The following is a 12539-nucleotide window of genomic DNA, read 5'->3' as shown; positions in this document are numbered from 1 at the left end:
CGAAATGTCTCACCTGCTCGACTCTGTCGACTCCGCGTCGCTGCGCAGCGACGTCCCGGCCTTCCGCCCCGGCGACACCGTCAACGTCCACGTCCGCGTCATCGAGGGCAACCGCTCCCGTGTGCAGCAGTTCAAGGGCGTGGTGATCCGCCGCCAGGGCGCCGGTGTCCGTGAGACCTTCACGGTCCGCAAGGTCTCCTTCTCCGTCGGCGTCGAGCGCACCTTCCCGGTGCACACCCCGATCGTGGAGAAGATCGAGCTCGTCACCCGTGGTGACGTGCGGCGCGCCAAGCTGTACTACCTCCGTGAGCTGCGCGGCAAGGCCGCGAAGATCAAGGAGAAGCGCGACAACTGAGCGCTTTCCGGACGTCACAGCGAGGCCGGATAGCATCTGGCCCCGATGGACACCGAAGCACAGCCGACGGAGCGCGACCGCTCCTCCGCAACCGCACCGAGCGGCACGGAGGGCCGGTCGCGCTTCGCGTTGGTGGCGCGGATCTCCGAGTGGCTGCCCGGCGGCCGGATCACCCTGACCCTGCTGATCTGCCTGCTCTTCCTGCTGCTGCTCAGCACGTTCGTGCTCCAGCCCTTCCAGATCCCCAGCGGATCCATGGAACGCGGATTGAGGATCGGGGACCGCGTTCTCGTAAATAAGTTGGCGTACCGTTTCGGTGCCCAGCCGCAGCGCGGCGATGTCGTGGTCTTCGACGGAACCGGGTACTTCGGGGACGCGGACTACATCAAGCGCGTGGTCGGGGTGGGGGAGGACCGGGTGGTCTGCTGCGACAAGGAGGGGAGGATCCAGGTGAACGGCCGGTCGGTCGACGAGTCGGCGTTCCTGTACCCCGGGGACGGCCCCTCCGGCGTGTCCTTCGACGTCGTCGTGCCCGCGGACAGCCTCTTCGTCCTCGGCGACCACCGCAGCGCCTCCAGCGACTCCCGCGACCACCTCGGCTCCCCGGGCGGCGGGATGATCCCCGTCGGGGACGTGATCGGCCGCGCCGACTGGATCGTCTGGCCCACCGCCCACTGGACCCGCCTGGAGCGCCCCGACGCGTACGCGCGCGTGCCCGGCCCGGCCGGTGGCCATGGGTAACCGCGGCAAGCCGCGCGGGGCACCCAGCAGCGCCGCCGAAGACCTCCTGCCCACCGGCTCACGGCGGGCCTCCGCCTCCTCCTCCGGCGGCGGCCGGACCCGCGCGGAGCGGCGCAAGCTGCAGCGCAAGGTCAAGCGGCGGCGCCGGCGCAGCGCGATCAAGGAGATACCGCTCCTCATCGGTGTCGCGGTGCTCATAGCGCTCGTCCTGAAGACCTTTCTCGTCCAGGCCTTCGTGATCCCGTCCGGATCGATGGAGCAGACGATCCGGATCGGCGACCGGGTCCTGGTCGACAAGCTCACCCCGTGGTTCGGCTCCAAGCCGCAGCGCGGGGACGTCGTCGTCTTCAAGGACCCCGGCGGCTGGCTCCAGGACGAGCAGCCCACCGCCAAGAAGGACGACCCCGTCGTCGTCAAGCAGATCAAGGAAGGGCTCACCTTCATCGGCCTGCTGCCGTCCGACAACGAGAAGGACCTCATCAAGCGGGTCGTCGGCGTCGGCGGGGACCGGGTCACGTGCTGCGACGCGCAAAGGCGGGTCACCGTCAACGGCGTCCCCCTGGAGGAGGACTACCTCTATCCCGGGAACGTCCCCTCTCTGACCGAGTTCGACGTCACCGTGCCGCAGGGGCGGCTGTGGGTGATGGGCGACCATCGCGCCGACTCCGCCGATTCCCGCTCCCACCAGGACCAGAACGGCGGCACGGTCTCCGAGGACGAGGTGGTCGGCCGCGCCGTGGTCATCGCCTGGCCCTTCGGTCACTGGGGCACCCTGGACGAACCGAAAACGTACGCGTCCGTCTCCGACTCGGCCACCGGGTCGACCGCGGCTTCCCGGCTGTCGCATAGGGTTGCCTCCGACGATCCGAACGAACCGATCCGACTCCCGAGCCCTGCGGAACTCCCGCTCGTTATGGGAGTGGTGGGCCTGCACCGCCTTTGGGGCAGGCAGTGGCACAGAGTAAGGAGTTGGCGTGGGGGATGTGGCGGTAGGCGCACGATCCGGGCACGACGGCGAGGACCGCGGACGCCCCGCGGAGGCGACCGGACCGGGCGCGGACGGCGCCGTGACCTCCGGACATGACCCCGGCCGGGCCGATGCGGACACGGCGGCCGGCGAGCAGGCCCGCACGGATGACCAGCGGCCGGGCGAGCCCGCCCCGAAGGTGAACAAGGCACGCTCCTTCTGGAAGGAGCTGCCCATCCTGATCGGCATCGCGCTGGTGCTGGCGCTGCTGATCAAGACGTTCCTGGTGCAGGCCTTCTCCATCCCGTCCGACTCGATGCAGAACACCCTCCAGCAGGGCGACCGGGTGCTGGTCGACAAGCTCACCCCCTGGTTCGGTTCGGAGCCCGATCGCGGCGAGGTCGTCGTCTTCCACGACCCCGACAACTGGCTGGCCGGCGAGCCCACGCCCGAACCGAACGTCCTGCAGACCTTCCTCAGCTGGATCGGCCTGATGCCGTCCTCCGAGGAGAAGGACCTGATCAAGCGGGTCGTCGGGGTCGGCGGTGACACCGTCGAGTGCAAGGGCACCGGCCCGCTGAAGATCAACGGCAAGGCGCTGAACGAGTCGTCGTACGTCTACCCGGGCAACACCCCGTGCACCGACGACAGCGACGGCGGCCAGTTCAAGGTGAAGATCCCCGAGGGCTACATCTGGGTCATGGGCGACCACCGGCAGAACTCCCGGGACTCGCGCTACAACCAGGCGGACGCCAACAAGGGCATGGTGCCGGTCGACAAGGTCGTCGGGCGTGCCGTCGTGGTGGCCTGGCCGATCAACCGCTGGGACAACCTGCCGGTTCCGGACACCTTCGACCAGAACCTCAGCGCGCGCACCGCGGCCGTCGCCCCCTCCGGCCTCGCCCTCGTCGGTGCCGTACCGCTCGTTCTGTGGCGTCGTCAGCGGGCCCGCAACGGCTCCGAGTGATCCAGACCATGGGCTGACCCCGGGGTGTACCCCCGGGTAGGGTGCGGACCCATGGGTGAGACCACTACGCGTACGGCCACGCCGAGCGGCGGAGGCAAGGGCCCGGCGGGCAGCCGGACCGGGCAGCGGCTGTCCGGCATCGCGGTCGCGCTGGGCCTGGTGCTGTTCCTGGGCGGCTTCGCCTGGGCGGCGGTGGTCTACCGGCCGTACACCGTGCCCACCACGTCCATGGCGCCGACCATCGGTGCCGGTGACCGGGTGCTGGCCGAGCGGGTCGACGGGGACGAGATACGTCGCGGGGACGTCGTCGTCTTCAACGACGAGGCGTGGGCGAACGCGCCGGTGCTCAAGCGGGTGGTGGCCATCGGCGGCGACACCGTCGCCTGCTGCACGGACGGCAAGCTGACGGTCGACGGCAAGAAGATCGACGAACCGTATCTGGCCGACGGCAGCCTGGCCGGGATCACCGACTTCCCGACCGTGACCGTTCCCCAGGGGCGGCTGTTCCTGCTCGGTGACGAGCGGCACGGCTCGCTGGACTCCACCGCCCATCTGACCGACGCCGCGAGCGGCACGGTGGCGGCCGGCGCGGTGACCGCCCGGGTCGACGCCGTCGTCTGGCCGATGGACGGCATGCTGGAGCGCCCCTCCGGCTTCGAGGAGCTGGGCGCGATCTCCGCACCGGGGCCGCTGCGCACGATGGGCGTGCTGATCGTGGTGGGCGCGCTGCTGGTGCTCGGCGGGGCGGCGTACGGGCCCGTGGCGAAGTGGCTGGGGCGCTCCCGTACCGGGACGGAGCCCGCGGGTGCCCGCTGAGGACATGGACACGGGCGGGATGCGCAAGGTCGCCCGGGTGGTCCTGCTGGACCCCGAGGACCGGATCCTGCTGCTGCACGGGCACGAGCCGGACGACGTGAGCGACGACTGGTGGTTCACGCCCGGCGGGGGTGTCGAGGGCGGCGAGACCCGGGAACAGGCCGCGCTGCGGGAACTCGCCGAGGAGACCGGCATCACCGAGGTCGAACTCGGCCCGGTGCTGTGGCGGCGCACGTGCTCGTTCCCCTTCGCCGGGCGCCGCTGGGACCAGGACGAGTGGTACTACCTGGCCCGTACGGCGGACGCGCGGGACGTGGTTCCCGGGGCATGGGGCCTCACCGAGCTGGAGCGGCGCAGTGTCGCCGGAGCACGCTGGTGGACGTGTCAGGAACTGACCCAGGCACATGAGACGGTGTATCCGACCAGACTCGCCGAGCTGCTGCGCAGGCTGCTCGACGAAGGTCCCCCGGCCGGGCCCGTGACCCTGGACACCGAAATCGTCTAGGGGCTCGCGGGACTGGCGCACAATGGGGGGATCGCACGGCTGAAGGGGAACATGCCATGAGCGCCGAGGACCTCGAGAAGTACGAGACCGAGATGGAGCTCAAGCTCTACCGGGAGTACCGCGATGTCGTCGGTCTGTTCAAATACGTGATCGAGACCGAGCGGCGCTTCTATCTGACCAACGACTACGAGATGCAGGTGCACTCGGTCCAGGGAGAGGTGTTCTTCGAGGTGTCCATGGCGGACGCCTGGGTCTGGGACATGTACCGGCCGGCCCGCTTCGTGAAGCAGGTGCGCGTGCTCACGTTCAAGGACGTGAACATCGAGGAGCTGAACAAGAGCGACCTGGAGCTCCCGGGCGGGTGACGGAGTTATCCACAGCCAGTGACTTGTCCACCAAGATCCTTTTCTTGGGGGCGGATGCGTGATCGTCGGTGCCGGAGGTGGTGCCGACATGAACGCACGCAGTGCACTCGGCAAGTACGGAGAAGGGCTGGCCGCCAGGAGGCTGGCCGAGTCCGGGATGACGGTCCTGGAGCGCAACTGGCGCTGCGGCCGGACCGGCGAGATCGACATCGTGGCGCGGGACGGGGACGCGCTGGTCGTCTGTGAGGTCAAGACCCGCAGGGGCGACTGCTTCGAACACCCGATGGCCGCGGTCACGCCCGAGAAGGCGGACCGCCTGCGACACCTGGCCGAACGCTGGATCCAGTCCCACGGCGGAGCACCACCCGGCGGCGTCCGCATCGACGTCGTCGGCGTCCTCCTTCCCCAGCGGGGCGCCCCCGTGGTCGACCATGTGCGGGGGGTGGCGTGATGGGGTTCGCACGCACCTGCTCGGTGGCCCTGGTCGGAGTCGAGGGCGTGGTGGTGGAGGTCCAGGCCGACCTCGAACCGGGCGTCGCCGCCTTCACCCTGGTCGGCCTCCCGGACAAGAGCCTGACGGAGAGCCGGGACCGGGTCCGGGCGGCGGTGGTGAACTCCGGGACCCCGTGGCCGCAGAAGAAGCTGACGGTGGGGCTCAGCCCGGCGTCGGTCCCGAAGGCCGGCAGCGGCTTCGACCTGGCCGTCGCCAGCGCGGTCCTGGGCGCGGCGGAGCGGATCGATCCGCGGGTCCTCGCCGACATCGTGATGATCGGGGAGCTGGGCCTGGACGGCCGGGTGCGGCCCGTCCGGGGCATCCTGCCCGCGGTGCTGGCCGCCGCCCACGCCGGGTACGAACAGGTGGTCGTACCGGAGAGCGCCGCCGCCGAGGCCTCCCTGGTGCCGGGCGTCTCCGTGCTGGGGGTGCGCAGTCTGCGCCAGCTGATCGCCGTCCTGGCCGACGAACCCGTGCCCGAGGAGGAACCGCACGAACCCGGGCGCCCCGATCCGCTGCTCGCCGGACTGCGGGTGCCCGGCACGGGCGCGGCCACGGGCATGCACAGCGCCGGAGCGGCACAGCAGGACAGCGGCCATGACCTCGCCGACGTCGTGGGCCAGTTCTCGGCGCGTACGGCCGTGGAGGTCGCCGCGGCCGGCGGACACCATCTGTTCCTGGAGGGACCGCCCGGTGCCGGCAAGACCATGCTCGCCGAGCGGCTGCCCGCGATCCTGCCCCCGCTGGCCAGGCAGGAGTCCCTGGAGGTCACGGCGGTGCACTCGGTGGCGGGACTGCCGCCCGCGGGCAAGCCGCTGATCGACGTCCCGCCCTACTGCGCCCCGCACCACTCCGCGACGATGCAGGCACTGGTCGGCGGCGGGCCCGGCATCGCCCGGCCGGGCGCGGTGTCGCTGTCCCATCGGGGCGTGCTGTTCCTGGACGAGACACCCGAGTTCAGCAGCCAGGCGCTCGATGCCCTCCGCCAGCCCCTGGAGGCCGGGCACGTGGTGATCGCGCGCAGCGCGGGTGTCGTCCGGTTCCCGGCGAAGTTCCTGATGGTGCTCGCGGCCAACCCCTGTCCCTGCGGCAGGTTCTCCCGGAACGACGACTTCTGCGAATGCCCGCCCGCCGTCGTCCGCCGCTACCAGGCCCGGCTCTCCGGGCCGCTGCTCGACCGGGTCGACCTGCGGGTCGAGGTGGACCGGGTCACGCGCGCGGAGCTGACCGAGCGCGGGGCCCGGGGCGAGTCCACGGCGGCGGTGGCCGCCCGGGTCCGGCAGGCCAGGGAGCGGGCGGCGGCCCGGCTGGCCGGTACCCCGTGGCGGACGAACAGCGAGGTACCGGGCCGGGAGCTGCGCAGCCGCTGGCACGCCGCGTCCGGCGCGATGGAGGAGGCCGAGCGCAGCCTGGAACGGGGTGCCCTGACCGCACGCGGCCTCGACCGGGTCCTCCGGGTCGCCTGGACCGTCGCCGACCTCGTCAGCCACGACCGGCCCGACGCGACGGACGTCGCCCTGGCGCTGCAACTGCGCACCGGGGTCCCCCGAGGGGTGCCGATGGCCATCGGGGCGTTGACGTGAGCCGCGCCGACGATCCGGACGAGGAGCTGTACGACCGGGTGTTCCTCGCCCGGGTTCTCGAACCCGGCGACGAGACCGCGGGGCGCTGGCTGCGGGAACGGGGGACCCGGGAGGTCGCACGGCGGTTGCGGGAGAAGGGGGCCAGGCCCGAGGGGGTGAGTGAGCGGCGCTGGGCCGGGCTGCTGGCGCGGGCCGAGCGGGCCGATCCCGAGCGGGACCTCGCGGTGGCGCGGGACGCGGGGGTCCGGTTCGTCCGCCCGGGGGGCACCGAGTGGCCGGGGCAGCTCGACGATCTCGGCGACGCGCGGCCGGTGGGGCTGTGGGTGCGGGGCGTGGCCAGTCTGCGGATGTGGGCGCTGCGGTCCGTGGCCGTGGTGGGGGCGCGGGCCTGCACCGAGTACGGCTCCCACATGGCGGCCGTCCTCGGTGGGGGGCTTGCCGAGCGGGGGTGGGTAGTGGTCTCCGGAGGCGCCTACGGCATCGACGGCGCCGCCCACCGCGGGGCCCTCGCCGCCGGCGGGGCCACCGTGGCCGTGCTCGCCTGCGGGGTGGACCGGCCCTATCCGCGGGGGCACACCCAGTTGATCAACAGGATCGCGGAACAGGGGCTCGTCATCGGTGAGTTGCCGCCCGGGGACCACCCGACGCCCAGCAGATTCATCGTGCGCAACCGGGTGATCGCCGCGCTCACCAGGGGCACCGTCGTGGTCGAGGCCGCACACCGGAGCGGGTCGCTGGCCACGGCGCGGGCGGCGCAGCGGTTGGGGCGCCACACGATGGGGGTACCGGGGCCGGCGACCAGCGGGCTCTCCGCGGGGGTGCACGAACTGCTGCGGGGAGACGCCGTCCTCGTCACCGACGCCGCGGAAGTCGTCGAACTCGTCGGGGACATGGGCGAGCTCGCTCCGGACCGGCGCGGGCCCGTCCTGCCGCGGGACCTGCTGGCGCCGGGCGCCCGCCGGGTGCTGAACGCGCTGCCCGGGAGCCGCCCGGCCCTGCCCGACGAGATCGCCCGCGGGGCGGGGACCACGGACGACGACGCCATCGCCCGGCTGTACGAACTACGAGCACTTGGTTACGTCGAACGACACGGCGACGGCTGGAAGTTGACACGCCAGTCGATGATCTCGGTCCGCGGAGATCGAAGTCGGTGCTGACCGAGCGTGTTCGGCCGTCCGGGGGAACCGTGACGCCCTTGCGGATTCCCGGAGTTGATGCGCCGGGATGATCACGCAGAGCGACCGCCATGCCCCGGGGGGACGCCCAGCGGAACGTATCTGCGCACGCTCCGAGCCCCGGACTTCGCACACCGCGACTGTCCAGTCACGCTACGCTCACGTGGATTCCGGTGCAGACCGGCAACGCGGCACCAGACCCGTACCAGACCGACAGCTCACCCAGGCACCCGCACTTCACGGCAGAACGGCACAAGGCGACGAATGCCCCAGCACACCTCCGGGGCCGACCGGGCGGCGATCCCCCCAGCCGCCCGCGACGGTGGCAGCGTGCGGCCCCCCGCTCCCTCGACGCTCGACGAGCTGTGGCGGTCGTACAAGGCGACGGGGGACGAGCGGCTGCGCGAGCAGCTGATCCTGCACTACTCGCCGCTCGTGAAGTACGTGGCGGGGCGGGTGAGCGTCGGGCTGCCGCCCAATGTGGAGCAGGCCGATTTCGTGTCCTCGGGGGTGTTCGGGCTGATCGACGCGATCGAGAAGTTCGACATCGAGCGGGAGATCAAGTTCGAGACGTACGCGATCACCCGGATCCGGGGCGCGATGATCGACGAGCTGCGGGCGCTCGACTGGATCCCGCGGTCGGTCCGGCAGAAGGCGCGCAACGTGGAGCGGGCCTACACGACCCTGGAGGCGCGGCTTCGGCGCACCCCGTCGGAGGGGGAGGTGGCCGCCGAGATGGGCATCGGCGTCGACGAACTGCACGCCGTGTTCAGCCAGTTGTCGCTGGCCAATGTGGTGGCCCTGGAGGAGCTGCTGCATGTGGGCGGTGAGAGCGGGGACGGGCTCAGCGTCATGGACACGCTGGAGGACACCGCCGCGGACAACCCCGTGGAGGTGGCCGAGGACCGGGAGCTGCGCCGGTTCCTGGCACGGGCGATCAACACGCTGCCCGAGCGGGAGAAGACCGTCGTGACGCTCTACTACTACGAAGGGCTCACGCTCGCCGAGATCGGCAACGTGCTCGGGGTGACCGAGAGCCGGGTGAGCCAGATCCACACCAAGTCGGTGCTCCAGCTGCGGGCGAAGCTGGCGAGTTTCGGCCGGTGAGCCCGAGCGGGCGGCCGGGAGTCACTCCCGTCGTGGGCGGCGCGTCCGTAGAGTGGTTGACGTGCCAAGGATTCGAGCGGCCTCCGTGGCCGAGCACCGGTCGATGCAGCGAGCCGCCCTGCTGGACGCGGCTCGTTCCCTGCTGTCCGAGGGCGGGACGGAAGCGCTGACGTTTCCGGCGCTCGCCGAGCGGACGGGGCTCGCGCGGTCGTCCGTGTACGAGTACTTCCGGTCACGGGCCGCCGTGGTCGAGGAGCTGTGCGCGGTCGACTTCCCCCTGTGGGCCGCGGAGGTGGCCGCGGCGATGGACGGGGCGGCGTCGCCCGAGGGCAAGGTCGAGGCGTATGTGCGGGCGCAGCTTGCTCTGGTGGGCGACCGGCGGCACCGGGCCGTGGTCGCCATCTCCGCGAGCGAGCTGGACGCGGGGGCCCGGGAGAAGATCCGGGCCGCGCACGGCAGCCTGGTCGCGATGATCGTCGAGGCGCTGCGGGACATGGGGCATGCGGAGCCCCGGCTCGCGGCGATGCTGTTGCAGGGCGTGGTGGACGCGGCCGTGCGGCGGATCGAGCTGGGGGCGGCGGAGGAGCCGTCGACGATCACGGACGCGGCGGTGTCGATGGCGTTGCGCGGCGTGCGGGGCTGAGGACGGCGTCCTTCTGTACCGGACGGCTGCCGAGGGCCGCGCCGGCTGGGGCGGCGGGACGTCCAGTACCGGCAGGAGCCGGGACGGGGCCCTGCTCAGGAAGCCGAGCGGGTTCAGGTAGGTGTCGCCCCTGCGCAGGCCCCAGTGGAGGCAGCTCCTCGGGCAGTGGGGCATGGGGCCGGTCACCGTCCCCACCACCTGGCCCGCCGTCACCTCGGCTCCCCTCCTCACCTCCGGTGTGATCGGCTCGTACGTGGTGCGCAGGGGCGGGGTGCCCGTGTTCTCCAGTTCGATCGAGAGCACGCCTCGGTCCGCGACCCGGCCCGCGAAGCTCACCCGCCCCGGGGCCACCGCCCGTACGGGGGTACCGGAGGGGGCCGCCAGGTCCACCCCCCGATGGCCGCGGGCGTACGGGGCCGGGGGCGGTTCCCAGCCGCGCAGGACCGTGGGACGGGGCACCGGCCAGCTCCGGGCCGCCGCCGGAACCGGGGTGGCCGTGGCCGCGGGGGACAGAGGCGCCCCAGGTCCCGCGCCGGGCGGCGCCAGGACCGCCAGCGCCAGGACCGCCGTACTCGCCCATCGTTTCGCTCGCATGCCCACAGGCTCCCGCCACCCCGTCGATCATGGCGCGATCTGTGGACCACCCCCCGCTTGTGGACATCGGCGTCACCCGGTGCCTTCTCGGTCCCGTACACTTCTTCTGGCGATCCGGGTCACCGGGTCGACTTCGCACGCCCCGACATCGGGCCGACATAACGACCCGTGTCAGCGCTCCTCGGTCCTTCGTGGCACGGCGCATGTGGGCGTCAGGCGCGGGAGCCGTCCGGCACCCGCGGCACAACCGAGAAATTCAAGGAGATACGGCCATGGCCGTCGTCACGATGCGGGAGCTGCTGGAAAGCGGCGTCCACTTCGGTCACCAGACCCGTCGCTGGAACCCGAAGATGAAGCGCTTCATCTTCACCGAGCGCAACGGCATCTACATCATCGACCTGCTCCAGTCGCTGTCGTACATCGACCGCGCCTACGAGTTCGTCAAGGAGACCGTCGCCCACGGCGGCACGGTCATGTTCGTCGGCACGAAGAAGCAGGCGCAGGAGGCCATCGCCGAGCAGGCCACCCGCGTCGGCATGCCGTACGTCAACCAGCGCTGGCTGGGCGGCATGCTCACCAACTTCTCCACCGTCTACAAGCGTCTGCAGCGCCTCAAGGAGCTCGAGCAGATCGACTTCGAGGACGTCGCCGCTTCGGGTCTGACCAAGAAGGAGCTCCTGGTCCTCTCGCGTGAGAAGGCCAAGCTGGAGAAGACCCTCGGTGGTATCCGCGAGATGTCCAAGGTGCCCAGCGCCGTCTGGATCGTGGACACCAAGAAGGAGCACATCGCGGTCGGCGAGGCCCGGAAGCTCAACATCCCGGTCGTCGCCATCCTCGACACCAACTGCGACCCCGACGAGGTCGACTACAAGATCCCGGGCAACGACGACGCGATCCGCTCCGTCACCCTGCTCACCCGCGTGATCGCCGACGCCGTCGCCGAGGGCCTCATCGCCCGTTCCGGCGTGGCGACGGAGGGCAAGGGCGAGAAGGCCGCCGGCGAGCCGCTCGCCGAGTGGGAGCGCGACCTGCTCGAGGGCGAGAAGAAGGCTGAGGACGCTCCGGCCGCCGCCGAGGCTCCCGCCGAGACCCCGGCCGAGGCTCCCGCCGCCGCCGAGGCTCCCGCCGCCGAGGCTGCCGCCGAGGCTCCGGTCGAGGCCGCTGCCGAGGCCCCGGCCGCCGAGGCCGAGCAGGCCTGACCCGTCAGCGTCAGAGGTGACGGCGGGGGCGGTACTGCAGCCATAGCGCCGCCCGGCGCGGGCAAGTCCGCCCCCGCCGTTCACCCCTAGGTCAGCGGTGGGTCGTCGGTCTGCGTCTACATGTGGAGCGCGGACCCCCGCAGATCTTCGACCTTCCAGACTTCGAGAAAGATTTCGAGACTCATGGCGAACTACACCGCCGCCGACGTCAAGAAGCTCCGTGAGCTCACGGGCGCCGGCATGATGGACTGCAAGAAGGCGCTGGACGAGGCCGAGGGCAACGTCGACAAGGCCGTCGAGGCGCTCCGTATCAAGGGCCAGAAGGGCGTCGCCAAGCGCGAGGGCCGCTCCGCCGAGAACGGCGCCGTGGTCTCCCTCATCGCCGACGACAACACCTCCGGTGTCCTGGTCGAGCTGAAGTGCGAGACGGACTTCGTCGCCAAGGGCGAGAAGTTCCAGGCCGTCGCCAACCAGCTCGCGCAGCACGTGGCCGCCACCTCCCCGGCGGACATCGAGGCCCTGCTCGCCTCCGAGATCGAGGCCGGCAAGACCGTCCAGGCCTTCGTGGACGAGGCCAACGCCAACCTCGGCGAGAAGATCGTCCTCGACCGCTTCGCGCAGTTCGCCGACGGTTTCGTCTACGCCTACATGCACCGCACCATGCCCGACCTGCCGCCGCAGATCGGTGTCCTGGTCGAGCTGGACAAGGCCGACGCCGAGCTGGCCAAGGGTGTCGCCCAGCACATCGCCGCCTTCGCGCCGAAGTACCTCTCCAAGGAGGACGTGCCGGCCGACGTCGTCGAGTCCGAGCGCCGCGTCGCCGAGGAGACCACCCGCGCCGAGGGCAAGCCCGAGGCCGCCCTGCCGAAGATCGTCGAGGGTCGCCTCAACGGCTTCTTCAAGGACGCCACGCTGCTCGGCCAGCCGTACGCGCTCGACAACAAGAAGTCCGTCCAGAAGGTTCTGGACGAGGCCGGTGTCACCCTGAAGCGCTTCACGCGCATCAAGGTCGGCATCTGAGTCCGTACC

14 protein-coding genes and 1 pseudogene are annotated in these 12539 nt (G+C 71.4%); 14 read left to right on the top strand and 1 reads right to left on the bottom strand.

What is annotated here, in order from left to right; genetic code table 11:
* The first annotated feature begins 4 nt into the window (after window positions 1-4).
* The 12 genes from rplS to ACWD1Z_RS24385 all read left to right on the top strand — a co-directional run bounded on the left by rplS (window position 5) and on the right by ACWD1Z_RS24385 (window position 9717).
* On the top strand, window positions 5-355 hold the full coding sequence (gene rplS / locus ACWD1Z_RS24440; RefSeq protein WP_030041016.1) for a 50S ribosomal protein L19: 351 nt from the start codon (window positions 5-7) through the stop codon (window positions 353-355).
* Window positions 356-400: 45 nt separating this feature from the next.
* Window positions 401-1096, top strand: coding sequence for a signal peptidase I (gene lepB / locus ACWD1Z_RS24435; RefSeq protein WP_451121734.1), 696 nt, complete (start codon window positions 401-403; stop codon window positions 1094-1096).
* The gene (lepB, locus tag ACWD1Z_RS24430) at window positions 1089-2180 is read left to right on the top strand and encodes a signal peptidase I (protein ID WP_451121794.1); all 1092 of its coding nucleotides are present in this window, start codon (window positions 1089-1091) and stop codon (window positions 2178-2180) included. The genes lepB (ACWD1Z_RS24435) and lepB (ACWD1Z_RS24430) overlap by 8 nt, the downstream gene beginning before the upstream one ends.
* A complete protein-coding gene (lepB, locus tag ACWD1Z_RS24425; RefSeq protein ID WP_451121733.1) occupies window positions 2071-3030 on the top strand; it encodes a signal peptidase I in 960 nt (319 codons plus the stop codon). Before lepB (ACWD1Z_RS24430) ends, lepB (ACWD1Z_RS24425) begins: the two co-directional genes overlap by 110 nt.
* A gap of 51 nt (window positions 3031-3081) precedes the next feature.
* Window positions 3082-3846 carry a signal peptidase I gene (gene lepB / locus ACWD1Z_RS24420; protein WP_451121732.1) on the top strand — a complete coding sequence of 255 codons (765 nt, stop codon included), beginning with the start codon at window positions 3082-3084 and terminating at the stop codon, window positions 3844-3846.
* Window positions 3847-3865: 19 nt separating this feature from the next.
* Window positions 3866-4351, top strand: a complete 486-nt coding sequence (locus ACWD1Z_RS24415; protein ID WP_451121793.1) for an NUDIX hydrolase — start codon at window positions 3866-3868, stop codon at window positions 4349-4351.
* Window positions 4352-4407: 56 nt separating this feature from the next.
* Entirely contained in the window at window positions 4408-4716 is a 309-nt protein-coding gene (locus ACWD1Z_RS24410; protein WP_003965949.1) for a DUF2469 domain-containing protein, read from the top strand.
* 88 nt (window positions 4717-4804) lie between these two features.
* Window positions 4805-5167, top strand: coding sequence for a YraN family protein (locus ACWD1Z_RS24405; protein ID WP_451121731.1), 363 nt, complete (start codon window positions 4805-4807; stop codon window positions 5165-5167).
* On the top strand, window positions 5167-6792 hold the full coding sequence (locus ACWD1Z_RS24400; RefSeq protein ID WP_451121730.1) for a YifB family Mg chelatase-like AAA ATPase: 1626 nt from the start codon (window positions 5167-5169) through the stop codon (window positions 6790-6792). Before ACWD1Z_RS24405 ends, ACWD1Z_RS24400 begins: the two co-directional genes overlap by 1 nt.
* The gene (gene dprA, locus ACWD1Z_RS24395) at window positions 6789-7949 is read left to right on the top strand and encodes a DNA-processing protein DprA (RefSeq protein WP_451121729.1); all 1161 of its coding nucleotides are present in this window, start codon (window positions 6789-6791) and stop codon (window positions 7947-7949) included. Before ACWD1Z_RS24400 ends, dprA begins: the two co-directional genes overlap by 4 nt.
* 282 nt (window positions 7950-8231) lie before the next feature.
* Window positions 8232-9074, top strand: coding sequence for an RNA polymerase sigma factor WhiG (gene whiG / locus ACWD1Z_RS24390; RefSeq protein ID WP_451121728.1), 843 nt, complete (start codon window positions 8232-8234; stop codon window positions 9072-9074).
* Window positions 9075-9159: 85 nt separating this feature from the next.
* Entirely contained in the window at window positions 9160-9717 is a 558-nt protein-coding gene (locus ACWD1Z_RS24385) for a TetR/AcrR family transcriptional regulator (RefSeq protein ID WP_451121792.1), read from the top strand.
* A 168-nt stretch (window positions 9718-9885) separates the two neighbouring features.
* Here the strand turns inward: ACWD1Z_RS24385 and ACWD1Z_RS24380 are convergent.
* A pseudogene (locus ACWD1Z_RS24380) lies at window positions 9886-10311 on the bottom strand (M23 family metallopeptidase); the annotation flags it as partial.
* A 272-nt stretch (window positions 10312-10583) separates the two neighbouring features.
* On the opposite strand from ACWD1Z_RS24380, the gene rpsB reads away from it, so the two are divergent.
* Complete coding sequence (rpsB, locus tag ACWD1Z_RS24375) at window positions 10584-11510, top strand: 30S ribosomal protein S2 (RefSeq protein ID WP_451121727.1); 927 nt, start codon at window positions 10584-10586, stop codon at window positions 11508-11510.
* A gap of 183 nt (window positions 11511-11693) precedes the next feature.
* Complete coding sequence (gene tsf, locus ACWD1Z_RS24370) at window positions 11694-12530, top strand: translation elongation factor Ts (protein ID WP_451121726.1); 837 nt, start codon at window positions 11694-11696, stop codon at window positions 12528-12530.
* Window positions 12531-12539 lie beyond the last annotated feature (9 nt).

This window comes from Streptomyces sp. NPDC002784 (assembly GCF_053592135.1).
Note: the sequence above shows the minus strand (reverse complement) of the source record. Positions and strands in the feature narration are given on the sequence as shown.

Coding starts and splice junctions, on each gene's coding strand:
- rplS (WP_030041016.1), top strand. CDS start 5: ATGTCTCACCTGCTCGACTCTGTCGACTCCGCGTCGCTGCGCAGCGAC.
- lepB (WP_451121734.1), top strand. CDS start 401: ATGGACACCGAAGCACAGCCGACGGAGCGCGACCGCTCCTCCGCAACC.
- lepB (WP_451121794.1), top strand. CDS start 1,089: ATGGGTAACCGCGGCAAGCCGCGCGGGGCACCCAGCAGCGCCGCCGAA.
- lepB (WP_451121732.1), top strand. CDS start 3,082: ATGGGTGAGACCACTACGCGTACGGCCACGCCGAGCGGCGGAGGCAAG.
- ACWD1Z_RS24415 (WP_451121793.1), top strand. CDS start 3,866: ATGCGCAAGGTCGCCCGGGTGGTCCTGCTGGACCCCGAGGACCGGATC.
- ACWD1Z_RS24410 (WP_003965949.1), top strand. CDS start 4,408: ATGAGCGCCGAGGACCTCGAGAAGTACGAGACCGAGATGGAGCTCAAG.
- ACWD1Z_RS24405 (WP_451121731.1), top strand. CDS start 4,805: ATGAACGCACGCAGTGCACTCGGCAAGTACGGAGAAGGGCTGGCCGCC.
- ACWD1Z_RS24400 (WP_451121730.1), top strand. CDS start 5,167: ATGGGGTTCGCACGCACCTGCTCGGTGGCCCTGGTCGGAGTCGAGGGC.
- whiG (WP_451121728.1), top strand. CDS start 8,232: ATGCCCCAGCACACCTCCGGGGCCGACCGGGCGGCGATCCCCCCAGCC.
- rpsB (WP_451121727.1), top strand. CDS start 10,584: ATGGCCGTCGTCACGATGCGGGAGCTGCTGGAAAGCGGCGTCCACTTC.
- tsf (WP_451121726.1), top strand. CDS start 11,694: ATGGCGAACTACACCGCCGCCGACGTCAAGAAGCTCCGTGAGCTCACG.